Genomic DNA, 26,071 nt, shown 5'->3' with positions numbered 1-26,071 from the left:
TCAGAACCTTAAGGGTTTTGCCGGGACGGCTCGGATCAACACGCCACCGGCTTGAGCCTGCGGCCCTGTCTGTCGTATCCTTGATGGATGGACGCCAAAAAGAAAACTCTCGCCGTGTACGACACCACACTGCGCGACGGCACGCAGGGCAGCGGCATGACCCTGTCGGTGGAAGACAAAGTGAAGGCCGCCATCAAGCTGGACGAGCTGCGCTTCGATTACATCGAGGGTGGCTGGCCCGGCTCCAATCCCAAGGACATTGAGTTCTTCCAGCGCATCCAGCAAGTGCCCATGAAGCACGCCAAGATCGCCGCGTTCGGCTCGACCTGCAAGAAGGATACTCCAGCGGAGAACGACGCCAATCTGCGCCTGCTGGTCGAGTCCAACACTCCGGCCGTAACCATCTTCGGCAAGACTTCGCCTTTCCAGGTTAAGGAGGCCTTGCAGACCACGCCGGAAGAAAATCTGCGCATGATCGGCGACTCGGTCGGCTTTCTCAAGAAGAATGGCCGCGAGGTGATCTACGACGCTGAACATTTCTTCGACGGATACGAGGAGGATCGCGCCTACGCGCTGTGCACGCTGCGCGCGGCGTTCGCCAATGGCGCGCATTATCTCGTGATGTGCGACACCAACGGCGGCACCGACTTCCCGCGCCTGCAGGAGATCGTGCGCGAGGTGCGCCAGGAATTTCCCAACGCGCGGCTGGGCATCCACGCGCATAACGACATGGGGTATGGGGTGGCCAACTCGATGGCTGCCGTCTTCGAGGGCGTGGACATGGTGCAGGGCACCGTGAACGGCATCGGCGAGCGCGTGGGCAACGCCAACCTCATCACCATCATCGCCAACATTTTCAAGAATGAATATCCCACGCGCGGCAACATTGACGTGGCGCAACTCAAGTCGCTGTCGAGCCTGATCTACGAGCTGGCCAACCTGCCGCCCGACATCCGCCAGCCCTACGTGGGCGACGCCGCCTTCGCGCACAAGGGCGGCATTCACGTGGACGCGGTGCTGAAGAATCCCCGGCTCTACGAGCACATCCAGCCCGAGACGTTCGGCAATCAGCGGCACTTCCTGGTGTCTGATCTTGCGGGGACGGCGCACGTCGAGTCGCTCGAGAATTTCGGCATCAAGAAGAAAGACCCCATTGCGCGGCAGATCGTGGACCGCATCAAGCAGCTCGAGCACCAGGGCTATGCCTTCGAGGCCGCCGAAGGGTCGCTGGAACTATTGATCCGCACGCTGCGCGGCGAGCAATTGGCCCTGTTCGAGCTGATCGAGTACCGCAGCGAAGTGGTGCGCAAGAGCGCCGCAGTCGGCGAGTCGGTGGCCGTGGTGCGCATCCGCGTGAACGGCGAGGAAGTTACGCAGATGGGTTACGGCGACGGCCCGGTGAACGCGTTGGACGTCGCGCTGCGCGCGGCGCTGACCAGCAAATATCCCCAGCTGGCCGGGTTGCGCTTGGAAGACTACAAGGTCCGCATCATCCCCGTCGAGAGTCCCGAGCAGAGCGGCACGGCGGCGAAAGTGCGCGTGCTGATCGAGTCCTCGGTGAAGGGCAAGCGCTTCGGCACCGTCGGCGTCCACGACAACATCGTGGAAGCAAGCTGGCAGGCGCTGGTGGAGAGCTACCAATACGCCAACTTGTTGATCCGCTCACAAAATCAAAAATAATAAACGCGCCACCGCGCCGCGACGAATGAATCGCGCCGCGATGGATTAACAGTGCCGCGCGCGTATGCAAGCGGACCCGTTCAACGGTCAAGCCGCTCACGAAGCAGGTCCGCTTGCCCGCGAAGCAGGTCCGCTTGCTTACGCGCGCGGCACTGTTGGGGAATTGGTTGAAAATTGGCGGAAGCGTATGGGAATCGAACCCATCGTTCCCCTCCAAGGAGAAGAACCACCGGCTTTGAAGGCCGGGCCAGTCACCAGACCAGTTTCGCTTCCGTCAAAAATTATATCACGCGCGCCGCGAGCGCCTCCCGGTTGCTCAGCCCCGGCAGGGGCGGTAGAAAGTAGCCCCGGGCGTAAGCCCGTGGTTTACGTAAGTGAAGAACAGGCAGCCCCGGCAGGGGCGAAAGAGGGCTGCGCTGTTTTCTTTCGCCCCTTCCGGGGCTGGCGCTACCGTTGTGTCCGCCACCCACGGCTCGCGCCGTGGGCTACTATCTATCGCCCCTCCGGGGCTGCGACTGGAACTCGGAAACTCTACTTCTTCCATTGCTCCAACACGTCGCTCACCTTGGCGGCGTTCGGGTCTTCGGTCTGCTCGAATATTTTCAGCGCAGCTTCGGCACGTTCGATGGCCTGCTTGCGCTCACCAAGCTTGTCCAGCGCCAGGCTCATGTTCCCAAGCGCGTTGCCTTCACCGCGGCGGTCGCCGATCTCGCGCGCGATGACTAGGCGTTGCTCGAAGAAGTCGATGGCGCGGCGTGTCTCCCCCAGGTCGGCGTAGGCGATGCCCAGGTTGCCCAGGCCGTTGCCTTCGCCTCGCCGGTCGCCGATCTCGCTATCAATGACCAGCGCCTTCTCGTGGTACTCGATGGCGCGGCGTGTCTCCCCCAGGCCGGCGTACGCGATGCCCAGGTTGCCCAGGGCGTTGCCTTCACCGAGGCGGTCGCCGATCTCGCGCGCGATCACCAAGCGTTGCTCGTAGAAGTCGATGGCGCGGCGGGTCTCGCCGAGGGCTGCGTAGGCGATGCCGAGGTTGCCGAGGGCGTTGCCTTCACCGCGGCGGTTGTTGAGCAGCCTGGATAGTTCGAGACCTTCTTGAGCAAACAACTTGCCTTGGCGGAAATTCGCCGCGTCCAACAGACGCTCGACAATTGCGGTGAGCAGGGAGAGGCGCTTTGCGGCAGATTCCGGCCCACCCGATGCCGGAGTTATTTTCAACTCTTCCAGGAGCAGCGCTGTACTGCGATCCGGCCCGGGCTTCGCTTCCTTCGTCGCCTCGCCACCGGCGTCGAAGCTCGAAACGACTGGTCCGAGCAATTCCCGGGCAGGCGTTGGCGCATCAAATACGAAACTCGCCGACACCCAGCGGATCAGATCAGGAGCCTGCTTCAAGAGCAGCGCATAAGTTTCATCGGCTACCCAGAACACCACCGGATAGGGAAGCAGTTCCGCCAGTCGTTCCCGATCAAAGTTCAATTGGGCAGCAAACGGAGGGCGCTGGCGTGGGCCCGATATAGAGTCTCGCTTATCTTGGTAGAGGAGAGTATCGATCCCCCAAAGCATCAGACCCAATTTCGTCCCTATCGTTGGCGATGGCCCGTTCTTCTGTGAAGACCTGATCTTGTGTGGAGGAATGTCCCGAAGGACCGCCGCAGCCAGATCGCCGCCGAAGTTCCTGCTCACGTCAATACTGAGCACGGCCTGTTCCGGCGTGGCGGCGGTGTCGGCGATGGTGTTCATGAAGTCATCCACGCTGCTGCTGGAGTGTGCGTCGGCGTGGATGAACTCGCCGGCGCGCGGGATGGAGCCTTCGCTCATCCACTGGTGATACTCGTCCATGCTGATGTCCATCTGCGCGGTGATCTCTTCGGTGCTGGCCGAGCCGCCCAGGCGTTGCTCGACGGTGGAGACGGCCACAGCGATCTCGCGATTGCGGCGGCGCACCGAGCGCGGGCGCCAGTCGAGCGAACGCAGATAGTCCAGCATGGCGCCCTGCACGCGGCGGTTGGCGTAGGTCTGGAACTTGATGCCGCGCGAGTCGTCGAAACGATCGACGGATTGCAGCAGGCCGATCATGCCCATCTGGTAGAGGTCTTCCACGTCCACATGCGCAGGCAGGCGCGAGGCCAACCGTTTGGCGAGATAACGCACACTATCCTTTGCTTCGTTTACCAGATTCTCCATGAAGCTCGCGCTCTGGATGTCCACCGGAATTTCGTCCTGCCGCATCATCCAGGAAACTGCTGGTTCCGCTACCGTCATGATCTCCCCCTGCGTCGCACTTTGCCGGATTCACCGGCGTGGATTTTTTCGCTTGCTCATGTCTTGCTCATGTCCGGCGTTGTCTTTTCGCCAGCGCACGGCCTACTAAAGGCAAGGGGAAGGCCAAACAGCGGGGTCTATTGGATTCAGTTGATTAGGGGCAAATCGGTGTTTGAGGCAAGCACAAAATCGTCAATATAATGTCTATTGACAGGGGTTTCGTCAAAATGCCGACAAAGCCAATTGGGGGGAATTGGTCCACGGTGAGTGCCGGCGTGCGCGCGTGCCGTCTCACTGAAGTTCATCGGCGCGCAACGCAAATTGATTAGCGCGGACACATCTCGGTTACGCCCGACGCAATTGTTAAACGTGCGATGGAATGCCGCGGTATTTCAGGAGTGAGATTAGCGGGTGGCGTTGAGAAGTTTGGTGATCTGCGCGGTCTCGATGGGCGCGACGGAGTCCACGCCGACGGTGCTCTCGAGTTCTCTGATAGTCTGCTCCATGGTGATGGGCAGAGCCTCGACGACGACGTGCGCGCGGTGGTGATCGCCCGCCGGGCCGCACTGCACGGCCTGAATGACCAGGCCGCGGCGCGTGAAGGAGTTCAGCACGCGCATCATCGCGCCGGGAATGTTGTGGAAGTCCACGGTCAGGCCGGTCAGTGCCGGTGCTGCGGTTGCGGTCATTTTCAACTCCTTAAAAAGTGGAAGTTAGAAGACAGAAGTTAGAAGAGAAGGAGTTAGGAGCCAGAATATTCCGGACCTTCCAACTCTTAACTTCTAGCTCCTGACTCCTAACTTCTGTCTACTTCTTTTTCTCTTCCCATACCATGTCGGTCAGCGCCGCGCCTGCGGGCACCATCGGGTAAACGTTCGCTTCCGCCGGGCACTCGACCACCAGCGTGGCGGAGCCGGGCATGGCCAGGAATTCCTTGAGCTGTGCTTCCATGCTCTCGGCCTTGCTCATCAGGACGCCGGGGATGCCGTAGGCTTCAGATATCTTGATGAAGTCCGGGTTGTCGTAGAGATCGACTTCCGAGTAGCGGCGATCCCAGAACAGTTGCTGCCACTGGCGCACCATGCCCAGATATTTGTTGTCGATGATGACGACTTTAATCGGCAGCGAGTAGCGCTGGATGGTGGCCAGCTCCTGAATGTTCATCTGGAAGCCGCCATCGCCGGAGACGGAGATGACCTGGCGATGTGGGTAGGCCATCTGCGCGCCAATCGCGGCGGGCAGCGAGAAGCCCATCGCACCGAGGCCGCCCGAAGTAATGTGTTGGCGCGGGTTGGCGATGCCGCTGGCGCGCTGCGCGGCCCACATCTGGTGCTGGCCGACGTCGGTGGTCATCAGCGCGTCAGGGTCCATCATGTCGAACAGCATCTCCAATATTTTGGTCGGCGAAGGCTTTCCCGTGCCGACGTGAACCTTCTCCGCCGGGTTTGGCGTGGCCGTGGTTTCCTTGCGCCACTCAGACCAGTCAGGAAGATTGGCTGGCAGCGACTCGTGGAACTCATCGGCGGTGAACTTCAGGTCACCCACCACGGGCAGATCGCAGGGGCGCACGCGGCTCAACTGCGCCGTGTCGATCTCGAAGTGCGCGATCTTGGCGTGGCGCGCGAAGCTGGCCGCGTCGCCGGTAACGCGGTCATCGAGACGCGCGCCGAAGACGATGAGCAGGTCCGAGTGGCTCACGGCCATGTTGGACTGCCGCGTGCCGTGCATCCCGACCATGCCGAGGTAGTAGTCGCGGTCCTCGGAAACGGTGCCGAGTCCGTGGACGGTGGAGATCACCGGAATCTTCAAAGTGTCGAGCAGGTCGCGTACCTGCTTCACCGCGCCGGCCCACTTCACTCCGCCGCCCACCATGACCACGGGCCGCTTTGCGTGCTGCAACATCTCAATCAGCTTGGCGATGGGACGTGCAGTCGGTTTATCTGGCGTGTAACCGGGGACGGAAACGGAATCGGGATAGTGAATGGAAGCGGGGTCGTCAATCTTCTCGCGGACAAAGTTGACTGGGATGTCGATCAGCACAGGGCCGGGGCGTCCGCTGCGGGCTACGTAGAACGCCTGCGCGATGAGCGTGGGAATGTCGCGTGTGGAGGTGATCATGGCGTTCCACTTGGTTACCGGCAGCGTGAGTCCGACCACGTCGGTCTCCTGAAACGCGTCAGTGCCGATCACGTTCTGGCGCACTTGTCCGGTCAGGCAGACCAGAGGGATGCCATCCATCTTGGCATCGGCGATGCCGGTTACCAGATTCGTCGCGCCGGGGCCGGAGGTGGCCAGCGCCACGCCTACGCGTCCGCTGGCGCGCGCGTATCCTTCGGCGGCAAACGCCGCTCCCTGCTCGTGGCGCACCAGAACATGCTTGATGGGGCTGTTGTAGAGCGCATCGTAGATGGGGATGTTGGCCCCGCCGGGATAGCCGAAGATGACCTCCACGCCTTCCCGCTTCAACGCTTCCAGCAAAATCTCAGCGCCAGTGATGGACATTCTGTCTCCTTTATTTTTCTGGTACGCCTTAGACTCTGTTGCAAAGCGTTTCGGAGCACCGTCAGGGCACGACTGCAGAGTCTGTGCGACAACTTCAATTTTGCGTCAGGGCACGGTTTCAACCGCGCCGGTTAGTCGCCCCAAATGTCAGGGGTTTTAACCCCTGAGGTTCCCAGCCATGTCGAGCGCATGGTGTGGTCCGTTCACCGTGCCCCAGCGGTAAAAACCGCTGGTATTGAGCCGTCGTGACGGCACGGTTGAAACCGTGCCCTGACGGTGGCTCAATACGGGTTTCGCAGTTGCGCCTTAGCTCTTCTTGGGCTGCTTGAGCCAGGACATCATCTCGCGCAGCTCCGCGCCGATAGCCTCCACCGGGTGATGCTTCTCGGCCTCGCGCAGGCGATCAAAGTTCGGCTTGCCTTTTTCATTCTCGTCGATGAATTCCTTGGCGAACTGGCCGGACTGAATCTCGCTGAGAATCTTCTTCATGCGCTCTTTCACTTCCGGCCCCAGCACGCGCGGGCCGCGGGTGAGGTCGCCGTACTCGGCGGTATTGCTGATCGAATAGCGCATGCGCGCCAAGCCGCCTTCATAGATCAGGTCCACGATCAGCTTCACTTCATGGATGCACTCGAAGTAGGCCATCTCCGGCGGATAGCCGGCCTCGATCAGTGTCTCGTAGCCGGCCTTCATCAGCGAGGTAAGTCCGCCGCAGAGCACAGCCTGCTCACCGAATAGATCCGTCTCGGTCTCGTCACGGAAGGTGGTCTTCACGACACCGGCGCGTGTGGCGCCGATGCCATAGGCGTATGCCAATGCGTAATCCTGCGCCTTGCCGGAGGCGTCTTGCGACACGGCGATCAGCGCGGGCACGCCGCCGCCCTGCGTGTAGACGCGGCGCACCAAATGGCCCGGCCCCTTGGGCGCGATCATCACCACGTCGATGGTGGACGGGGGAACAATCTGCTTGAAGTGGATGGAGAAGCCGTGGGAGACGGAGAGAATGGCGTTGGGCTTCAGGTTGGGCTGGATTTCTGTCTCGAACAGTTTCCGGTGATGCTCATCTGGCACCAGAATCTGCACGAAGTCGGCCTCGCGCACGGCTGCGGGGACGGGCAGAACTTTGAAGCCGTCGGCGGTGGCCTGCTGGGCCGAGCCGCGGCCGGGGTCGAGTCCAATCACAACAGTGAATCCGCTGTCGCGGAGGTTTTGCGCCTGGGCGTGGCCCTGGCTGCCGTAGCCGATCATGGCAATGGTCTTGCCCTTCAGCAGTTCCGGCTTGGCGTTCTGTTCGTAAAAGATCTCCATGAAATCGTTCCTCTCCTGATCCTAAAATGGCTTGATGGGCGGGAGACCAGCGCGGGAAATTGCCCACGAAACGCATGCCAGGTGAATGCCGGCAAACCGCCAGTTCCTGATCTCCACATATGCCCGGACAGCCTGATAATCCGCTGCCACGCCCAAGGGCATCGTACATTAGACGACAGAAACAGCTATTTGTAAAGTTCATAAATATTCTAACATCATAAGTATCATTTATGGGCTGAAGGAGAAAGAAGGCAGAATTCAGGAGGCAGAATACAGAACTAGAGACATTAGCTTCCGCAAATGTGCTGACTTCTGTCTTCTCCTTATTTGGGACTTGAACCTTTGCGAATGAATTGGATAGTCTGGAAGCAGTATGCTCGATTCCACCTACGCTGTCGTTTCGTATCTCACCGGACCCATCGCGGATTTTGTGAGCGGCTTGCGCCGACGTTTGAATCCGATCTATGGGGACTGGCTAGCTCACGTAAGCGTCCTGCCGCCGCGCTTATTGTCATGGACGGTCGGCGACCGCGATAACCGGCTGGCCCATCTACGCGAGCGATGCCGCCAGATCGCTCCATTCGAAGTTTCCCTTGATGGAGTATCCACCTTCTGGCCTGTGAACGGGGTGGTCTACCTGAGAGTCGCCGAAGGGCTGACGCAGCTTGCTGAGCTGCATAGTCTGTTGAACCATAACGGAATGTACTCCGCGGAGCCGTATGCCTACGTTCCTCATGTGACCGTCGTTCAGGCCCTTGACGAGGTCGCCACTCAAGATGCACTCAAGGAAGTTTCGCTGGCCTGGACTGAGCTGCCCCAGCCGATTCGCTTCCGCGTGGATTCGCTAGTGCTGGTCGGTCAGGACACCCCCGACCATTGGGTGGACATCGCTCCCATTCCTCTCGGAAGCTATTCACTCTCCTCGAGTTAGCCAGGTATTTCCCCGATGGTGTATCCGAGCCGCGACAGTGATGGAGCGTCCATAGAGGCGAGCGCGCGACTCTGTCCCGCGTTGAGCAACATTCAGGTTTTCGGGCATCGTGGACGCTCCATTACTGTCGCGGCTCGGTTAGGGGTCATCGTAAGAGGCATCGCCTTTGCAGAAATGGCCAAACTCCGCACCGCTGCCCTGGACTAAATTGTATCTTTTCTACTAATACCTCCATATATGCGGCTGTCCAATTTATGGCCACAACAGATTGTGGTTAGGTCCAACCAGTCCACTAAAAATATTTCATAGTTATCTTCACTTTCCATCACAAAGTTCTTGACAAGGATTCAGCTCTTAATGTAAAAATGTGGAGCCAAGTGGAAATTAGTAGAGTTTTTTTGCTGACAGTGGCCTACTGTGAAGGACTGTGGAGCGCAGTTGTTACCGTGATTCGATATGCTTAGAGGCAACCACCTAGCTCGCATCGACGAAAAGGGCCGTCTGAAGGTTCCCGAGACCTTCAAGAAGGGTCTCGAAGATCGCTATGGCAGCGCCGAATTCTGGGTGACCAGCCTGGACGGCCAATATGCCCGGATCTATCCCATGGAAGAGTGGGCCCAAGTTGAAGCAAAGCTGGCCCAAGGGGGCAGTTTCAACACTTCCCGCCGCAAACTCATGGATCGCCTGAACTATTACGGCCAAGTGGTGAACTGGGATAAACAGGGCCGCATTCTTATTCCTTCAGTCTTACGCGACAAAGCAGAGATCAAAGGCGAGGTGGCCGTGTTGGGGCACGTGAACTGGCTGGCGGTCTGGAACAACGAACGGTTCCTGGCCGAAATGAACAGCAATCCCATGACGGCGGAAGATGGGAAGGTGCTCGATGAACTTGGTATCTAAATCAGTTATCACCATGACCGCAGGGGCGCCAGATGCACATCCCCGTAATGACCGCCGAGATCATGGACTGGCTGGCGGTGCGGCCCGGGGGACTCTACCTCGACACGACGGTTGGGGGCGCTGGGCATTCCAGGGCGATTCTGGAACGGCTGACATTAGCGGCGAGGGGCTGTCTGATCGCGATGGATCGCGACCCGTCGGCGCTCGAACTGGCGCGCGAAAAATTATCGTCCTTACCGGGCCTACGCGGTCCCGGCTTGGCCGGACGCTTCACGTTAGTGCGGCAGGACTTCGCCGGACTGAGCGTCGGAATCGCACAAGGTTTGCAGCAGTTATCCCTTTCCCCGCCCATTAGGGCGGTGGACGGGATACTGGCGGACATCGGCCTCTCTCAAATGATGCTGGATGATCCGCAAAGAGGATTTAGCCTGAAGGCCGCCGGGCCACTGGACATGCGCATGGACCCGGATCAGGAGCTGACGGCAGACGAGGTTGTAAATCGCTGGGACGAGCGCGAGCTGGCCCGCGTGATATACGAATATGGAGAAGAAAGGAGGTCACAGAGAATCGCCAGAGCGATAGTTCGGGCCCGGCCCATCACCACAACGGTGAGATTGGCTGAAATCATCGCGGCTTGCCTGGGGGGCAGACGCGAGGCCGAGCGGAGCAATGCAAGACGGCGCCACTCGGCTCATTGGGACGGTGCCCGGACTACTGGTACTTTTGTGCATCCCGCGACGCGCGTGTTTCAGGCCCTGCGCATCGCCGTGAATCAGGAACTGGAGCAGCTCACTCAATTCCTGAACCAAGTCCCGGAATGCCTGACACCGGGCGGCAGATTAGTGGTAATCAGTTTTCATTCACTGGAAGATCGCATCGTAAAACAGCAGATGCAGCGTTGGGATCGCGATGGCGTCATGGAGAATCTGACGCGTAAGGTGATCAAGCCGGGAGACCCCGAGATCATCGCCAATCGTCGCTCCCGCAGCGCAAAATTAAGAGCGGCCATGAAGCCGATGGCGGACCATACGGACCAGCCGCAATAAAAGTTTTGCAGTTTACATTCATAAGAAATCAGATCACTTCGAGGTCCGGAGATCCCATGCAGGCCATTTACTACGTGAAATCGGTGGATAATTCGAGACTCGTGCCGCTGGCACGGCCCGGCGAGCCGCGTCAATATCTCATAAGCACTCTGCTGGGAGTCGTGCTGCTCGGCGCCCTGCTGTTCTCCGCCATGGGGCGATTCCAGACCCTTGAGAACGGCTACAGGATCGAGCGGCTGGAACGCGAGAAGAAAATTGCTCTGGAAGCCAACCGCAAACTCCAGTTGGAGGAGGCTTCGCTGGGCGACCCGCTGCGCATCGACTGGATCGCGCGTAATGAGCTGGGCATGAGGACGCTGGCTCCCAATCAAATTTTCCGCGCCGAACCGCTGCCCCCAGCGACGTTGGCCGCCCCGGTTGGTCCGGGCAACACCCTGGTCCTTACGGCACGAATTCAGCCTGTATCCGCAGCTCGCTAGCAGTCTGTTGCTGATGCAGTGCCTAATGCAACCGCCCTCTTTCGGTCGCGGCTTATTGCCAGAATCTCGTTGCAAGAGTCTCGTTGCAAGAATGCAAGGCCCGAGCTTTGAACCACTGGAGGTCAGCGAGAGCCGATGCCCAATCATAAACCGCCATTCTATGCCCGCCGCGCGCTTTACCTGACCATCGCCTTAGGCTGCTGGACCCTCGTCGTCATCGCCCGCCTTTTCTATTTCCAGGTATTTCAGTATCGCAACTTCACCGAGCAGGCCCGTCGCCAGCAGGAGCGCACCATTGAAGTGAGCCCGGCGCGCGGCAATATCTATGATCGCAACCACCGTCCCCTGGCCATGACCGTCGAGGTGGAGTCCGTCTACGCGGACCCGGCCGAGGTGGGCGACCCCAAGCCGGCGGCTCGTCTGCTGGCCCCGGTCCTGGCCATGAAGCGGGCGGAGTTGGAAAAAAAACTGACGGGCACAAACTCCTTCGCTTGGGTGAAGCGCAAAGTAACCGCGCGCGAGGCGGACAGAATCCGCCAACTGAATCTGAAAGGCATCTACTTTCAGAAGGAAAACAAACGCTTCTACCCTAAGCGCGAGCTGGCGGCGCATGTTCTCGGCTATGTGGGCATGGATGGCGAAGGCCTGGCCGGCCTGGAGATGAAGTACGACGACCTGATCCGCGGCATTCCGGGTAAGCTGTTGATTGAGCGCGACGCGCGCAGCAGACGCTACTCCAGCAAAGGCAGCGAGTCGCAGCCGGGACACGATCTGGTGCTGACACTCGATGAGAATATCCAATTCATCGCTGAGCGAGAATTGGACGCGGTCATGGCTCTCTCCCGATCCAAGACCGGCACCGTCATTGTGCAGGACCCCCACACCGGCGAAATCCTGGCCATGGTCAACCGGCCCACATTCAACCCCAACAAGTTTTCAGAAGCTCATGCCGAAGCCCACCGCAACACAGCCATTGGCGGTATTTATGAGCCGGGTTCCACCTTCAAGATTGTCACGATTGCCGCGGCCATCGAGGCCGGTCTGGCCGAACCTGGCGAGCGTATCGACTGCCAGATGGGCTCCATCAATATTGCCGGGCACACCATCCGCGACCACATGAAATTTGGCATCCTGACGGTTTCGGAGACCTTTCAGCAATCCAGCGACGTGTGCTCCATCAAGCTGGCCCTGCGCCTGGGCAATGAGAAGTTCTATCAATATATCCGCAGCTTCGGCTTCGGTGTTCCCACCGGCATTGAGATGCCCGGCGAAGCCCGCGGCCTAACCAAGCCGCCGGAGCGCTGGTGGAAGGCCTCGATTGGCGCCATCGCCATGGGTCAGGAGATAGGCGTTACTCCGTTGCAGATCGTTTCCACGGCGTCGGTTATAGCCAATGACGGCGTTTGGATTCGTCCCCGCATCCTGCTCGATGATCCCGCCAACAACGCGGCCGCCATCAGGAACGGCAACTTTGTTGCGGGAAGGGGCGAGCCATCTACCTCGGAGCCGGATATCAAGCCCGGGGATATGCGCCGCGTGATTAGCCCCGCGACGGCCAGCAAAATGCAGCGCATGATGGCTGAGACGGTCATTGCCGGAACGGGCAAGGCCGCATTGCCGAAGGGTTACTCTGCCGGTGGTAAAACCGGGACAGCGCAAAAGTTGGACCCGGCCACGGGTACTTACTCCCGCACGGATAATATCGCATCCTTCGTGGGCATCACTCCAGTAGAAGATCCCATGTTCGCCATCTTGGTGGTGCTGGACTCACCGCGCGGGCTCAATCACGGTGGATCGATTGCCGCTCCGGTGTTTGGCCGCATCGCCGAACAAATTCTCGCCTATCGAAATCTGCCCGGCACTGCCGTGCCTCTGTCGACTTCGCAACGTGCCGCGCTGCGCAAGCCCGCCACGGGGAAATCCGAAGCAGCCCAGTTCAATGAGGAGAGTACCGAGGCGAATCGTAGCCCGGCAGTTCGATCCGTGGATTTGGATCTTTCCGATCCGGCCGACCTTTCCGCGGGGGACGTGCCGAGAAGAGTGGTCCCGAACTTCTTGGGCTCTTCGGTGCGCGCGGTTACATCCCAAGCGCTGGCGCAGGATATGAAAGTTCAACTGGTGGGAAGCGGCGTGGCCTTTGACCAGTACCCGGCTCCGGGCACGGTTATCCAGGAGGGTGCTTCCATACTCGTCAAGTTTCGCATTGGCTCGGCCGCGCAGTCCTCGCCGGCGCCTGAAAGTTCCAGCAAGCCCTCGCCTGGCGTACTGGCCAAAGCCGCGAGCGGTTGATCGTGCCACCCATGCCCATTGCGCTGCCGAGACTCTTCCACCATGTGCGGGGAACCATCGTGACCGGAGACCTGCGGCGCGAGGCCGCCGGGCTGGCCTATCACTCCGGTCGCGTTGCGGCCGGACACCTATTCTTCGCCATCCGCGGATACCGCGACGACGGCGCAAAGTACATTGCCGACGCCATCGCGCGCGGAGCCGTGGCGATTGTTTCCGAGCTGCCCCGCGAGCAATTTGAACTTCCTTCCGCGATTGCCTGGATTCAGGTGCCCGCCATCCGCTTTGCACTCGCGCAAGCGGCCTGTGAATTCTACCAGCATCCCACGCGGGAACTGGATCTGATGGGTGTAACCGGGACCAACGGTAAGACCACCACTGCGTTCCTGATCGCCTCTATTCTGGAAGCTGCCGGCCGCACTCCCGCGCTGTTTGGCACCATCGAGAATCGCCTGCGCTTCAGCGATAGCGCCAGGAAAATTGCCGCGCTGCAGACTACGCCGGAATCGCTGGACCTGCAACGCTGGCTGCGCGAGGCGCTCGATCTGGGCGGACGGTCCAGCGCGATGGCCGCCGTGATGGAGGTCTCCTCGCACTCGCTGGCGATGGATCGCGTTGCCGGATCGCGTTTTCACACCGCGGTCTGGACCAATTTCGCGCGCGACCATCTGGACTTTCATCCCACCGTGGACGACTACTTTATGGCTAAGAAAAAACTATTTCAGCCCGCATCATCGGATACACGGGATGCCGGGGATTCCAGCGGCTGGCTCGCGCCAAAGGTAGTGGTTTTGAACGCCGACGATCCGCGGTTCAACGAAATGCGTGAAGGACTCACTGCGCGGATCATCTCCTTCGGCATGGATCATCCGGCCGATGTCAGCGCACGCAATTGGATATCCTCCGCCGAAGGAATCAAAATGACCGTAAAAACGCCGTTCGGAGAAATGGAAATTCAATCGCGTCTGCCTGGCCGGCATAACGCCAGCAATCTGTTGGCGGCCATAGCCGCCGCGACATCAATGGAAATTTCGCCTGAGGCCATTCATGCCGGCCTGGCCGAAGTTACCGTGCCCGGACGATTGGAGGCCATTCAGGAGGGCCAGCCGTTTGCCGTTCTGGTGGATTACGCGCACACCGAAGAGGCCTTGCGCTCCGTAGTTGCCGCCGCCCGCGAGATGACGAAGGAAGGCTCATTAAGCCTGGTCTTCGGTTGTGGCGGTGATCGCGACCGCTCGAAACGACCGGCTATGGGTCAGGCTGCCGCCGCTGCGGATCAAGTCATCCTGACATCGGACAATCCGCGCTCGGAGGACCCCTTGCAGATCATCAATGACGTGCAGGTCGGCCTGCAAAAAGCCGGTGCGAAATATGTGATCGAGCCGGACCGCGCCGTCGCCATCGCCCGCGCGCTGCGCGAGGCCCGGTCCGGCGACACCGTGCTGATCGCCGGCAAAGGTCATGAAGACTATCAGATCATCGGCTCCGACCGGCTTAAGTTTGATGACCGCGAAGTCGCCAGAGCGATACTGCGAGGAGATTGATTTTAGCTGTTGGCTGCAAAAGTTCCACGTATGTCATTCCGAGCGTAGCGAGGAATCTGCTTTGCGGTAATCATGCCGCGGAAAACAGATTCCTCGCTACGCTCGGAATGACATCCCATCGCTGATAATTGGTAATAGAATTATGCAACTTAGCCTACAGGAAATCTCGGCCACGCTCGGCGCTGCAACCAGTGATTCATCGCTGGCTGTCGCCAAGGGTTATTCGATTGATTCGCGCACCATCACCTCGGGCCAATGCTTTTTCGCCGTGCGCGGCCTTCGCTTTGACGGACATGAGTTTGTCCGCGCGGCGCTCGAATCAGGGGCATGCGCCGCCGTGATCGCTTCGGAAAAACTCAGCGAATATCCACAGGAGTTGCGCGCCCGGCTGATCGCTGTCCCCGACCCCGCCCTGGGCTTGCAGCGTCTGGCCGCGCACGTGCGCCGCAAGTGGGCCGGGCCTGTAGTGGCCATCACCGGCAGTACCGGAAAAACCACCACGAAGCAGATGATCTCGTCGCTGCTTTCCACGCGCTTCCGTGTGCATCAGAACGAGGGGAATCTGAATAATCAATTTGGGCTGCCGCTTTCTCTGCTCAAGCTGGAGGGCGATTCCCAGATTGGTGTTTTTGAGCTGGGCATGTCGGCTGCGGGCGAGATCCGTTTTCTTTCCAGCCTGGCTCGTCCGGACGTCGGCGTAGTTACTAACGTCGGCGAAGCTCATCTCGAATTCTTTTCGAGCGTTGAGGAGATTGCCGAGGCCAAGTTCGAACTGATTGACTCACTGGACTCCACCGCCTGGGCCGTACTCAATGCCGATGACTACCGTGTAAGTGGATTTGGGCCGTTGGCGCGGGCACAAGTCATTTACTACGGAACGAATCAGGACGCCCATGTGAAGGCGCGTGAAATTAAACCAATCGAGACGGGCGGATACCGCTTCCGTCTGCCCGTCGCGCCGATGAAGGACATGCCTTGCGGCGCCGTCTGGAACGGTCATAAGGGCGGTCCGCCGCCGGTTTCCGGCAAGCCGCGTGATGCGGTATTTCACATGCCTCTGCTGGGCCGCCATAATATTAGCAACGTGCTGGCGGCGGCGGCGGTCTGCCGTCTGTTTGGGATTGAGCCGGAAACGCTGGAGCAGGCGGTGAGTGAGTTGCAGCCTTTGCCCATGCGCGGCGAAGTGACTGTGCTGGCGAATGGCGCGCGTGTTGTGCTGGATTGCTATAACTCCAGCCCCACCGCGCTGGAGGCCATGCTGGAGGCCGTCGCCGAGTTGCCCGCGCAGCGCCGCATCGCAGTGTTGGGCGGCATGAAGGAACTGGGCGAGTCCAGCGCGGCGCTCCATTTCCGTTGTGGTGAACGAGTGCAGCAAGCCGGCATCCATCATCTCATCGTGGTTGGCGAAGATGCGCGTTCGCTGCGGGACGGCGCAGTGGCGGCGGGTATGTCGACCAATGCCGTGGAGATGATGCAGACACCGGAGGAAGCAGGTGAGCGTCTCCGCGGAATGCTCGGCGCGGGCGACGTAGCGCTACTGAAAGCCTCGCGGGCGGTGCGGCTGGAGCGGGTCTGGGAGATCATTAATAGTAACTAGTGAGTTACTGTAATACGGTACTATTGAGTCACTAATTGAGTGAGTCAATAGGCAATGTCATTAGATTAAGTTAATTAGACAGGGTATTAATTAAGGGAAGAAACGCCATGCTGTACTATCTCTTTTATGAGCAGTTGTTTCCGCTGTTCAGCCCGTTCCGCGTATTCCGCTACCTGACCTTTCGCACCGCGTTCGCTTCGATCACCGCCCTGGTGATCTGCCTGGTGCTGGGCCCGTGGCTGATTCGGCGTCTACAGGACTTTCAGATTGGGCAGTACATCCGCGAAGAGGGGCCGCAATCGCATCAAAAAAAGGCCGGCACGCCCACCATGGGTGGCTTGCTCATTCACGTGGCGATTCTGGTTCCCACGCTGCTGTGGGCCGACCTGAGCAATTCCCTGATCTGGTTGGTGATGCTGGCCACGCTGGCCTTCGGCGCGGTGGGCTTTATCGACGACTATCGCAAGATCACCGGCCGCCGCAATCAGGGTCTTTCGACGCGCGGCAAGCTGGGATTGCAGGCGGTGATTAGCCTAGGCGTGGGCGTCAGTTTGCTGGCGCTGACAGCCACGGAGAGTTACTCGACGCACCTGAGCGTACCATTTTTCAAACAGTTCACGCCCGATCTGCTTATCGATAGTCTGATGAATTCGCCCTATACTTACCCGGCGGCCTTTGTTTTCTTTTTTCTATTCGTTATTCTGGTAATCGTCGGCTCCAGCAACGCCGTGAATCTGACGGACGGTCTGGACGGGCTGGCCATCGGCTGCACCATCATTGCGGCCGGCGCGCTCACGGTGCTGACTTATGTTACCGGACACGCTGTATTCGCGCGCTATCTGGAGATTCAGTATCTGCCGCAGGTGGGCGAGGTGACGATTTTTTGCGGCGCCATGGTGGGCGCCTCGCTGGGCTTTCTTTGGTACAACGCACATCCTGCCGAAGTATTCATGGGGGATGTCGGTTCGCTGGCTCTGGGCGGCGGCATCGGCACCGTGGCAGTGATTATCAAGCAGGAGATTTTGCTGATCTCCATCGGCGGGGTGTTTGTCGCCGAGGCACTTTCGGTGATCCTGCAAGTGGCCTCGTTCAAGCTGCGTGGCAAGCGCATCTTCAAGATGGCGCCACTGCATCATCACTTCGAGTTGTTGGGGTGGAGCGAGTCCAAGGTCATCATCCGGTTTTGGATTTCGGCGCTGATCCTGGCGCTTTTTTCGCTCTCGACTCTAAAGCTGCGCTAAGCGGGATGCGATCCTGAAATGGGGGAGGCCACTGGCGGCTTCCGCGAATTTCGGTCCGCAAATTTTAAGGGGACATCGACAGGCGTGCAGGGATCAAACATAGGCCGCTTTTCCGCTGATCGCGTGCTGTTTGGCGTGACGCTTACCCTGGTGTTTTTCGGGCTGTTGATGGTTTTTTCCAGCTCCGCCCCCATGGCCAGCGAAGACTTGGGCAGCTCCACGGCCTATTTCTGGCGGCAAGTCGCCTGGGCCATTTTGGGGCTCGGCATGATGCTCCTGCTGATGCGCATGGACTATCGATATCTGAGTCATCCCGCCGTTTTGTTTCCCGGAATTTTTATCGCCATCGTGCTGCTGGTGGCGGTCCTGTTTGCCGCGCCCGTGCAGAATACCAATCGCTGGCTACGCTTCGGGATCATCTCGTTCCAACCCTCCGAATTTGCCAAGCTGATGGTGATCATCTTTCTCGCTTACTGGCTGGACAAGCGCTCGGGTAGGGTGGCCAACTTCTGGCAGGACATCGTTCCACCGCTCTCCGTTATCACCATTGTTGTTCTGCTGATTCTGAAAGAGCCGGACCTGGGAACGCCCATCGCCATCGGTCTGGTAACCGTGGCCATGTTCTTCATTGCGGGGCTGCCTATACGGTACCTGGGCGCGCTCGCCGCCATCTCCGCGCCCGCGTTTTACCTGCTGGTCTGGCGCATTCCCTATCGCCGCGCGCGCATCGAATCGTTTCTCGATCCTTACGCGGACCCGCTCGGAAGCGGCTTTCAGGTGATTCAATCCATGATCTCGGTGTCCACCGGCGGCGTTGCCGGACAGGGCTTGATGAATGGGCGGCAGAAGCTCTTCTTCCTGCCCGCTCCGCACACCGACTTCATCTTCGCGGTTACCGCTGAAGAGTTGGGTCTGTGGGGAGCCTTGTTGCTGATCGGCCTCTTCATACTCTACTTCTGGCGCGGTTGGCGGACCAGCATGATGGCTCCCGATGATTACGGCTGCTATCTCGCCGCCGGGCTGACGCTGATGATCTTCTGTCAGAGTCTGATCAACATGAGCGTCGTACTCGCGCTCATCCCCCCCAAAGGTATTCCACTGCCGTTCCTGAGTTACGGCGGCAGTTCGCTGTTTTTCTGTTTGGCGGCTACAGGCATTCTGCTCAGTATTTCCCGGCGTGCACAATGGGGCGAGAAACTACGCTCGATCGAGGGCGACCAATAAACCCGCCACTGAAGCTCCTGGTCGCCGGCGGCGGCACGGGAGGCCATGTCATTCCCGCGCTGGTATTGGCGCGCGAATTCTGCCGTCGCGCGCCGGGCCGGGAAGTGCTCTTCGTTGGCACCGCGCGCGGCGTTGAATCCCGCATGATTCCCGCCGCGGGCTTCCCGCTGGAACTGCTGGAGGTCGGCGCGTTGCAAGGGCAGAACGCCGTCGCTCGTTTGAAAACACTGGCGGGACTACCTCTGGCGATTCTGCAATCCCTGAAAATCCTGAAAAAGTTTCGGCCTGATGTCGTGCTCGGCGTGGGTGGCTACGCGGCTGGCCCCATGATGTTAGCGACGCTGCTGGCGACGCTGCTGCCCGGCGGGCGGCGCCGAGTGCCGCTGGCCGTCTACGAGCCGAACGCCTACCCCGGCCTGGTCAACCGCTGGGTCGCGCGATTTGTCGCGCGGGCATTTGTCAACTTCGCCGAGGCGGGTAAATTCTTCGGGACGGAGAAGACTCTGCATACTGGAATTCCCGTGCGCGATGAGTTCTTCGCCATCCCTGCGAAACCGCACGCCCCGCCGTTTACCGTGCTGGTCTTTGGCGGCAGTCAGGGCGCGCGCTCATTGAACCGTGCGATGGTGGAGGCGTTGCCCCTTTTGGATCATTCGCAATCTTCGGCGCAAACTCCCGTGCGCCTGCTGCTCCAGACCGGACAAAGCGAATATAATCGAGTGAGAGAAGCGGTGGAGAGGCATCCAGGCCTGGCCGGCGCGGGCCACGAAGTTTCCGCCTTCATGGATCGCATGTGGGATGCCTACGCGCAGGCCGATCTGGTGATCTGCCGCGCGGGCGCGACTACGGTTGCCGAATTGGCGGCGGCAGGTTGCGCTGCCGTGCTGGTGCCGTTTCCCACCGCCGCGAATCAGCACCAGTTGCGCAACGCCGAGGCGCTCGAACAACTCGGAGCCGCGCGCTTATTGTTGGATCGTGATCTGAGCGGTGAGCGCATCTGCGAGCTGATCACGGAATTGTTGAATGATCCTGCGCGGCTGGCGTCCATGGAAAACGCCATTCGGCAGGAAGCTCATCCCGACGCCACCGAGCGCATCGTGAATGAGTTGGAAAAACTGGCAGCCATGCCTGGGTAGCCACGGTGAGTGATTTTCTCGCCGTGGGCTTGCGATCTCACGGGAAGGCCCACGGCGAGAAGATCGCTCACCGTGGCTACCAGTGCGGATGCGATGTACAGCGCTTATCGGAGCAGGTAATTACTCACTATGTTTTTTCAGGCACGGCGCGTTCACTTCATCGGCATCGGCGGCAGCGGCATGAGCGGTATCGCCGAGGTGCTGGTGAACCTGCGCTATGAAGTCTCCGGCTCCGATCAGAAGTTGTCGGCAGTAACGGAGCGTCTGCAATCGCTGGGAGCAAAAATTTGGGAAGGTCATCAGGCCCGCCACGTTGATGGAGCCGAAGCCGTGGTGGTCTCCTCCGCCGTAACGGCTGACAACCCCGAAGTGATCGAAGCGCGGCGGCGGCAGATTCCCGTCATCCCGCGCGGCGAGATGCTGGCCGAGTTGATGCGCCTGAAGTTTGGCATCGCCATCGCGGGCAGCCACGGCAAGACCACCACCACCTCGATGGTCGCCGCCGTGCTCGGCGCGGCCCACATGGACCCGACGCTGGTAGTGGGCGGCAAGCTCAACAGCGTAGGCTCCTCCGCGCACCTCGGCAAAGGCGATTTCATGGTGGTCGAATCGGATGAGAGCGACCGCTCCTTCCTGTTGCTGGCGCCGATTCTCGCCGTCATCACCAACATTGATCACGAGCATCTCGATCACTACGGGACATTCGGCAATCTGATGAACGCCTACGCGGAGTTCGCCAACAAGGTTCCGTTTTACGGCGCGGACATCGTCTGCATCGCTGATGAGAATGTGCGCGCGATGCTGCCCGCGCTGCGCCGCCGCATCATTACTTACGGCGCACCCGACGCGGACCTGGCGGCCTCGAAAGTGACCTGCGGCCACCATGAGTCACGTTTCTCGCTGCGCCGGAAAGACCTGGACTTGGGTGAGTTTAATCTGCGCATCCCCGGCGAGCACAACGTGCTGAACGCCATGGCCGCCGTCGCCGTGGGTCTGGAACTCAATGTTCCCATCGAGACGATTCGCGCGGGACTCAGTGAATTCGGCGGCGTCGAACGGCGCTTCCAGTTGCGCGGCGAAGAGGCCGGCGTTGCCGTCGTGGACGATTACGGCCACCATCCCACCGAGATTCGCGCCACCCTGCGCGCCGCGAAGCAGTGCAGCTACCGTCGCGTCATCGTCGTCTTTCAGCCCCATCGCTATACGCGCAGTGCCGCGCTGATGGACGAGTTCGCCGCGTGCTTCGCCGATTGCGATGCACTGTTCGTGCTGGACATCTACGGCGCCGGCGAGCCGGCCATCGAGGGCATCACGGCATCGAAGATTGTGGAGCGCATCCGCGCGGTTTCCCAACCCCAAGCGCAGAGCAATGTCGAGTACGCGCCGTCCGTCCCCGCGCTGATGGATCGGCTGGCTGCATTCACTCAACCCGGTGACTTAGTACTCACTCTTGGCGCGGGCAATGTCTGGCAGGTGGGTGAGGAGTTACTGACACGGCTGCGTTCCCGGAACCAGGCAACTGTAACTACGATGTCAGTGAGTCAGGAAGTGAGTAAAGCGAAGTGAGTAACTCAACACTACGCAACGATCCCGAGCTTCTACGCCGGATGGCCGGCTGGCAGGCGGAGTACAAGCCTGACGAGCGGCTCGCTGATTACGCGTCGCTCGGCGTGGGCGGCGCGGCTGATTTGATCGTACTACGCCAGCATGACTCACTGGAGCCGCTGGCAGCAGCGTTGCGCGAGCGCGGCATCGCCTGGCAACTGATCGGCGGTGGGACGAATATCCTTCCCGTGGACGAGCCGTTCACGCGCGTCTTTCTCCAGCTTGCGCCGAGTAAGAATGATGTGATTATCGAGGGACGCAATGTGAGTGTCTCCGCCGCCGCGTCGCTCGGCCGAACAGTTACTTGCTGCGCCAAGAATAATCTCGGCGGCATCGAGGGGCTGGCCGGCGTGCCCGGCTCAGTCGGTGGCGCGCTGCGCATGAACGCCGGAGCCTATGGCACGCAGATCGGCGCGGTGGTTCGCTCGGTTACTGTTTTTCGCGGAGTGAGTGGAAAGATCGAGGAACTCACTGCCGATCGCATCGGTTTCCAGTATCGCCACTCGAGCTTTGCGCCTGATGACATCATGCTGGCCGTGCGCCTCGAACTGAACGAGCGGCCGTTCGCGGAGATCATGGAGGACATCAAGCGCTGCAACGAGAAGCGCCGCGCGTCGCAACCCGTGAAGGAAAAAAGCGCGGGCTGTATCTTCAAGAATCCGCCGGGACTCTCGACGGGTAAATTGATCGACGACCTCGGCCTGAAGGGAACCCGCGAAGGTGGCGCGGTCATCAGCGAGCGGCACGCCAACTTCATCGTCAATCGCGACCACGCCACCGCGGCGGACATTTTTCGCCTGATGGATCGCATCCGCGACCGTATTCGCAAGGCGCACGGCATCGAGTTGGAGGAAGAAGTGATCGTCTGGAAGAACTAGGAAAACAACTTGGCTACTAAGAGTAACAACCCGTTTGAAGATGTAATTCCCGACACGGACGCACCCGAATCGTCGAGTGAGTCAACGCCTCGCCGTCGCAACACGGCCGTGCTGCGTGGAGCCCGCATCACGCGGCGCGCCCATATGATTCGCAGCGCGATTACCCTGGCGATGGCGCTGGCCATCGTCGGAGCCGCCGCCTGGCTGCTCGCGAATTACTTCAAAAGTAATTCTCGCTATCGCCTGGCGACGATTGAGTTGCGCGGGGAAAAGCATCTGGGACGCAGCGAGGTGAACGAAGTTTTTCGCGCTGACCAGGGCCACAGCATCTATGACATTCCTCTTGACGAGAGGCGGCGTCAGATCGAGGAAATTTCCTTGGTCCATCACGCCAGCGTTACGCGCGTGCTGCCGGGTGAGATATGGGTTCGCGTCGAGGAGCGCCAGCCGGTGGCATTTCTCTGGTCGCCCAAGGGTGTCAGCCTGATTGACGCCGAAGGCGTCGTGCTGGACGCACCGCCGGAGACGCTATTATCGCTGCCTGTTTTGCGCGGCGTTACACTCGACGAGCCGGAGCCGAACCGGCGCGAAAAGCTTCAGCGACTGGTCCAGTTTTCCGCCGCCATTGAGAATTCCGGACGGACGGCTGTCGAGCAAATATCCGAAGTGAATCTTGCCGATCCCCGCAATCTTCGCGCCATCGCCACCGATGGCGATCACTCGGTGCTGTTGCACTTCGGTGAGGAGAGCTACGCCGAGCGCTTCCAAACTTACCTGACTCACATTGATGATTGGCGTCAGCAGTTCACGGAAATTCAATCGATTGATCTGCGCTACGAAGGGCAAGCCGTGATTCACTCGGGTGAGCCGCAGACTGTACGTATTGACAAACCCACGCAGTCCCCGCGCCCGTTGAAGCCCCCATCGCCACCCGCTACTCGCGCCGCAGGATCGCCGACTCCCTCCGCGCCCATGCAGGAAGCCGGCATGGCCCCGGTCATCGGACAATAGGCAACAAGGCGGAGCACAATGAGCAACAAAGCGGAGTACGTAGCCGCGATCGATCTCGGCCATGCGCACACGCGCGCCGCCATCGCCGAAGCACCCGCGGGCGGCACGGATGACGGCACGCGCCTGCGTCTGTTCGGCGTCGGCGAGGCCTCCTCCAATGGCTGGGTCAAAGGCAATCTCGTGGACATGGAAGCCGTCGTCGCCAGCGTGCGCGAAGCCGTCGCCCAGGCTGAGCAGATGGCCGACGGGCTGGTCATCGAGTCCGCCGTTATTGGCACAGGTGGGTCGCACCTGCACTCCATCGGCAGCCATGATGGCATGTTTCTCTCGCACTCACAGCCGCGCGAAGTTGCCAACAACGATGTGGTGCAATTGATGGACGAGGTCCGCGGCGTGCCGCTCGCCGCCGACCGCGAAATCATCCATGTGCTGCCGCGTGAGTTTGTGCTCGACTCGCGCGGCGGCATCCGCGATCCGGTAGGACTGCTCGGCATCCAACTGGCTGTGCACGGCTACGTGCTGACTGGATCCGCCGCGGTGGGACGGAATCTCGTTGCCGCTGTGAATCGTTCCAGCGTCATGGTGGAGACCATGGCCGCCGAATCCTACGCCGTCGGCGAGGCGGCCACCTCCGTGGACGAGCGTGCCAGCGGCGTGATGGTGGTGGTGATCGGCGGCGCCAGCTCGGAGATGATTGTATATCGCCACGGTGGCGTGGTCATGAGTGCATCGATTGCCGTGGGTGGCGATCACTTCACGAGTGACTTGATGATCGGCCTGCACACGGCCCGCGTCGACGCCGAGAGCATCAAGCAGACCTTTGGCGCGGTTACCGCCGGATGGCGACACACCGGCACAACTTTTGAAGTGCCCGAACTCGGTCGGCCCACCTCGCGACTCATTCAGCAAAGTCTGTTGCGTGAGATACTCGAAGCGCGCGGCATGGAGTTGTTCTCACTCGTCCTGAATGAGTTGCGCCACACGTCCCTACCCGAGAAGTTGGAGGACCATCTGGAGGCGGGGATTGTCCTGTGCGGCGGCGGCGCCAATCTACCGGGCATGTGTGATCTGGCCGAACGCGTTTTGCTCATGCCCGCCCGCATCGGCCTGCCGCCCCGCGTGCTGGGCCTGCCCGAATCGCTCGACGCCCCACAGTACACGGTATTGCTCAGCCTTCTGCACTATGCGCTGCGCGTGCGCCGACATCGCGCTCCGCAAGGGTCCCGCTCCGCCAGTCCCTGGAAGAACCTGTTTGAGTGGAACAAGTAATACGATTTCCACTTTACACATCCCAGGAACTGAGCTTACGAGTCGCGTAGTCCCACGCGAACTGGGCCGATGCAATGTTTAGCAGCTTGTTGAAAAATGATTTCCAGAGCCTTCAAATTGACAATTGCGGTAGTTGCTCGAACGAAGAGTCAACAACTTGCGGTACTCAAATGACTAGAAAGTGACTGCCAAAAAAACTTGGCGATTATCCCCTTGACAAAAGCCCAAAAGGCTGATATGATTGGGTTGTAAGTAGGGGGAATCATGAAACAGCAGCCCAGTATTTTCGCGATCGTTTCTAAGTTCAACTCTGAGGAAACTTGCACCGCTCACTTTGAGCGCATCCGCTGGCCGAAGGGTTTGCGATGTGTGCGCTGCGATGGAGACCGCGTGTCTCGGCTCGCATCTCAAGGGAAAACCGGCAAAGAGCGGCATCTGTACTATTGCGCCGATTGCGACTATCAATACTCTGTGACTGTGGGAACGATCTTTCACGATTCGCACCTTTCGCTCACTAAGTGGTTTTTGGCAATCTACCTCATGTGCTCTGCAAAAAAAGGTATCTCTGCGAAAGAACTTCAGCGGCAACTTGATACTACTTACAAAACTGCATGGTACATGGCTCATCGTATTCGTCTGGCTATGAAAGAGGATGATGCTTTGATTGGGAAACTTTCCGGTGTCCTCGAAGTTGACGAAACTTATGTAGGCGGATCAAGAAAAGGTCCCCGCGGCAGAGGAGCCGCCAATAAAGTTCCCGTAGTTGGCATAAAAGAGCGGACCACTGGGAAGATTCGGATGCAGGCTGTTGAGAATTGTTCAGCATCGGTCCTCAAGAATTTCATCCGAGAACACGCGGAACCCGGAAGCGAAATTCACACAGACGAATTCTCTTCCTACTTGTGGTTGGATAGCTCCCAGTTCACGCACCGCGCCGTCAATCATGGTGAAACGTATGTTCGCTATGAGGACGGGAAGGCTGTTCATACCAACGGCGTGGAGAATGTTTGGTCCCTCTTCAAGCGTGGGATTGTTGGAGTATTCCATAAGGTTTCAGCGAAATATCTACCTCTCTATTTGAATGAATTCTCTTTCCGCTTTAACAACCGTGATGAGTTCAACATGATGGATCGGGTTTTGAACCTGTGCCACTAGGCCGACGCATACCCTTCGCA

At 59.6% G+C, this 26,071-nt stretch carries 20 protein-coding genes and 1 tRNA gene; 16 read left to right on the top strand and 5 right to left on the bottom strand.

Annotation, left to right across the window (positions count from 1 at the left end; translation table 11 throughout):
* Positions 1–87: 87 nt before the first annotated feature.
* On the top strand, positions 88–1,680 hold the full coding sequence (locus EXQ56_05825; protein ID MSO19973.1) for a citramalate synthase: 1,593 nt from the start codon (positions 88–90) through the stop codon (positions 1,678–1,680).
* 175 nt (positions 1,681–1,855) lie between these two features.
* On the opposite strand, the gene EXQ56_05820 is transcribed toward EXQ56_05825, so the two are convergent.
* From EXQ56_05820 to ilvC, 5 genes are all read right to left on the bottom strand, one after another.
* Positions 1,856–1,953 (bottom strand) — tRNA-Sec (locus EXQ56_05820).
* 258 nt (positions 1,954–2,211) lie between these two features.
* The gene (locus tag EXQ56_05815; GenBank protein ID MSO19972.1) at positions 2,212–3,939 is read right to left on the bottom strand and encodes a sigma-70 family RNA polymerase sigma factor; all 1,728 of its coding nucleotides are present in this window, start codon (positions 3,937–3,939) and stop codon (positions 2,212–2,214) included.
* A gap of 404 nt (positions 3,940–4,343) precedes the next feature.
* Positions 4,344–4,628 carry a hypothetical protein gene (locus tag EXQ56_05810; protein ID MSO19971.1) on the bottom strand — a complete coding sequence of 95 codons (285 nt, stop codon included), beginning with the start codon at positions 4,626–4,628 and terminating at the stop codon, positions 4,344–4,346.
* Between the two features lie 118 nt (positions 4,629–4,746).
* Positions 4,747–6,441 (bottom strand): biosynthetic-type acetolactate synthase large subunit, encoded by a 1,695-nt coding sequence (gene ilvB, locus EXQ56_05805; protein ID MSO19970.1) that lies wholly within the window; start codon positions 6,439–6,441, stop codon positions 4,747–4,749.
* A gap of 306 nt (positions 6,442–6,747) precedes the next feature.
* Positions 6,748–7,749, bottom strand: a complete 1,002-nt coding sequence (ilvC, locus tag EXQ56_05800) for a ketol-acid reductoisomerase (protein MSO19969.1) — start codon at positions 7,747–7,749, stop codon at positions 6,748–6,750.
* A 373-nt stretch (positions 7,750–8,122) separates the two neighbouring features.
* On the opposite strand from ilvC, the gene EXQ56_05795 reads away from it, so the two are divergent.
* From EXQ56_05795 to EXQ56_05725, 15 genes are all read left to right on the top strand, one after another.
* Positions 8,123–8,680 carry a 2'-5' RNA ligase family protein gene (locus EXQ56_05795; GenBank protein MSO19968.1) on the top strand — a complete coding sequence of 186 codons (558 nt, stop codon included), beginning with the start codon at positions 8,123–8,125 and terminating at the stop codon, positions 8,678–8,680.
* Positions 8,681–9,136: 456 nt separating this feature from the next.
* Complete coding sequence (locus EXQ56_05790) at positions 9,137–9,580, top strand: division/cell wall cluster transcriptional repressor MraZ (protein MSO19967.1); 444 nt, start codon at positions 9,137–9,139, stop codon at positions 9,578–9,580.
* A gap of 32 nt (positions 9,581–9,612) precedes the next feature.
* A complete protein-coding gene (gene rsmH / locus EXQ56_05785) occupies positions 9,613–10,626 on the top strand; it encodes a 16S rRNA (cytosine(1402)-N(4))-methyltransferase (protein MSO19966.1) in 1,014 nt (337 codons plus the stop codon).
* 56 nt (positions 10,627–10,682) lie between these two features.
* Entirely contained in the window at positions 10,683–11,105 is a 423-nt protein-coding gene (locus tag EXQ56_05780) for a hypothetical protein (GenBank protein ID MSO19965.1), read from the top strand.
* Between the two features lie 135 nt (positions 11,106–11,240).
* Positions 11,241–13,394 (top strand): penicillin-binding protein, encoded by a 2,154-nt coding sequence (locus tag EXQ56_05775; protein MSO19964.1) that lies wholly within the window; start codon positions 11,241–11,243, stop codon positions 13,392–13,394.
* Between the two features lie 2 nt (positions 13,395–13,396).
* Positions 13,397–14,935, top strand: a complete 1,539-nt coding sequence (locus EXQ56_05770) for a UDP-N-acetylmuramoyl-L-alanyl-D-glutamate--2,6-diaminopimelate ligase (GenBank protein MSO19963.1) — start codon at positions 13,397–13,399, stop codon at positions 14,933–14,935.
* A 142-nt stretch (positions 14,936–15,077) separates the two neighbouring features.
* A complete protein-coding gene (locus tag EXQ56_05765) occupies positions 15,078–16,532 on the top strand; it encodes a UDP-N-acetylmuramoyl-tripeptide--D-alanyl-D-alanine ligase (protein ID MSO19962.1) in 1,455 nt (484 codons plus the stop codon).
* 107 nt (positions 16,533–16,639) lie between these two features.
* Positions 16,640–17,773: a phospho-N-acetylmuramoyl-pentapeptide-transferase gene (locus tag EXQ56_05760; GenBank protein MSO19961.1), complete on the top strand. Its 1,134-nt coding sequence runs from the start codon at positions 16,640–16,642 to the stop codon at positions 17,771–17,773.
* Between the two features lie 18 nt (positions 17,774–17,791).
* Positions 17,792–18,997: a putative lipid II flippase FtsW gene (gene ftsW, locus EXQ56_05755; GenBank protein MSO19960.1), complete on the top strand. Its 1,206-nt coding sequence runs from the start codon at positions 17,792–17,794 to the stop codon at positions 18,995–18,997.
* On the top strand, positions 18,958–20,133 hold the full coding sequence (gene murG / locus EXQ56_05750) for an undecaprenyldiphospho-muramoylpentapeptide beta-N-acetylglucosaminyltransferase (protein ID MSO19959.1): 1,176 nt from the start codon (positions 18,958–18,960) through the stop codon (positions 20,131–20,133). The genes ftsW and murG overlap by 40 nt, the downstream gene beginning before the upstream one ends.
* Positions 20,134–20,262: 129 nt before the next feature.
* A complete protein-coding gene (locus tag EXQ56_05745; GenBank protein MSO19958.1) occupies positions 20,263–21,699 on the top strand; it encodes a UDP-N-acetylmuramate--L-alanine ligase in 1,437 nt (478 codons plus the stop codon).
* Entirely contained in the window at positions 21,696–22,616 is a 921-nt protein-coding gene (gene murB / locus EXQ56_05740; protein MSO19957.1) for a UDP-N-acetylmuramate dehydrogenase, read from the top strand. The genes EXQ56_05745 and murB overlap by 4 nt, the downstream gene beginning before the upstream one ends.
* Before the next feature lie 9 nt (positions 22,617–22,625).
* Complete coding sequence (locus EXQ56_05735) at positions 22,626–23,627, top strand: FtsQ-type POTRA domain-containing protein (protein MSO19956.1); 1,002 nt, start codon at positions 22,626–22,628, stop codon at positions 23,625–23,627.
* A gap of 18 nt (positions 23,628–23,645) precedes the next feature.
* A complete protein-coding gene (gene ftsA, locus EXQ56_05730) occupies positions 23,646–24,896 on the top strand; it encodes a cell division protein FtsA (GenBank protein ID MSO19955.1) in 1,251 nt (416 codons plus the stop codon).
* Positions 24,897–25,160: 264 nt separating this feature from the next.
* Positions 25,161–26,051 carry an IS1595 family transposase gene (locus tag EXQ56_05725; protein ID MSO19954.1) on the top strand — a complete coding sequence of 297 codons (891 nt, stop codon included), beginning with the start codon at positions 25,161–25,163 and terminating at the stop codon, positions 26,049–26,051.
* Positions 26,052–26,071 lie beyond the last annotated feature (20 nt).

This window comes from Acidobacteriota bacterium (assembly GCA_009691245.1).
In the GTDB taxonomy this organism is placed as follows: domain Bacteria; phylum Acidobacteriota; class Terriglobia; order 2-12-FULL-54-10; family 2-12-FULL-54-10; genus SHUM01.
The sequence above is the reverse complement of the archived record's forward strand: the minus strand, read 5'-3'. Positions and strand labels throughout refer to the sequence as shown.

Excerpts from the sequence above, each read along its gene's own strand:
- ilvB (MSO19970.1), bottom strand. The coding sequence starts at position 6,441 with ATGTCCATCACTGGCGCTGAGATTTTGCTGGAAGCGTTGAAGCGGGAA.
- EXQ56_05775 (MSO19964.1), top strand. The coding sequence starts at position 11,241 with ATGCCCAATCATAAACCGCCATTCTATGCCCGCCGCGCGCTTTACCTG.
- EXQ56_05780 (MSO19965.1), top strand. The coding sequence starts at position 10,683 with ATGCAGGCCATTTACTACGTGAAATCGGTGGATAATTCGAGACTCGTG.
- EXQ56_05790 (MSO19967.1), top strand. The coding sequence starts at position 9,137 with ATGCTTAGAGGCAACCACCTAGCTCGCATCGACGAAAAGGGCCGTCTG.
- EXQ56_05725 (MSO19954.1), top strand. The coding sequence starts at position 25,161 with ATGAAACAGCAGCCCAGTATTTTCGCGATCGTTTCTAAGTTCAACTCT.
- EXQ56_05815 (MSO19972.1), bottom strand. The coding sequence starts at position 3,939 with ATGACGGTAGCGGAACCAGCAGTTTCCTGGATGATGCGGCAGGACGAA.
- murG (MSO19959.1), top strand. The coding sequence starts at position 18,958 with ATGGGGCGAGAAACTACGCTCGATCGAGGGCGACCAATAAACCCGCCA.
- ilvC (MSO19969.1), bottom strand. The coding sequence starts at position 7,749 with ATGGAGATCTTTTACGAACAGAACGCCAAGCCGGAACTGCTGAAGGGC.
- ftsA (MSO19955.1), top strand. The coding sequence starts at position 23,646 with ATGAGCAACAAAGCGGAGTACGTAGCCGCGATCGATCTCGGCCATGCG.
- EXQ56_05810 (MSO19971.1), bottom strand. The coding sequence starts at position 4,628 with ATGACCGCAACCGCAGCACCGGCACTGACCGGCCTGACCGTGGACTTC.
- EXQ56_05745 (MSO19958.1), top strand. The coding sequence starts at position 20,263 with ATGTTTTTTCAGGCACGGCGCGTTCACTTCATCGGCATCGGCGGCAGC.
- EXQ56_05825 (MSO19973.1), top strand. The coding sequence starts at position 88 with ATGGACGCCAAAAAGAAAACTCTCGCCGTGTACGACACCACACTGCGC.
- EXQ56_05795 (MSO19968.1), top strand. The coding sequence starts at position 8,123 with ATGCTCGATTCCACCTACGCTGTCGTTTCGTATCTCACCGGACCCATC.
- EXQ56_05760 (MSO19961.1), top strand. The coding sequence starts at position 16,640 with ATGCTGTACTATCTCTTTTATGAGCAGTTGTTTCCGCTGTTCAGCCCG.
- EXQ56_05765 (MSO19962.1), top strand. The coding sequence starts at position 15,078 with ATGCAACTTAGCCTACAGGAAATCTCGGCCACGCTCGGCGCTGCAACC.
- ftsW (MSO19960.1), top strand. The coding sequence starts at position 17,792 with ATGGGGGAGGCCACTGGCGGCTTCCGCGAATTTCGGTCCGCAAATTTT.
- rsmH (MSO19966.1), top strand. The coding sequence starts at position 9,613 with ATGCACATCCCCGTAATGACCGCCGAGATCATGGACTGGCTGGCGGTG.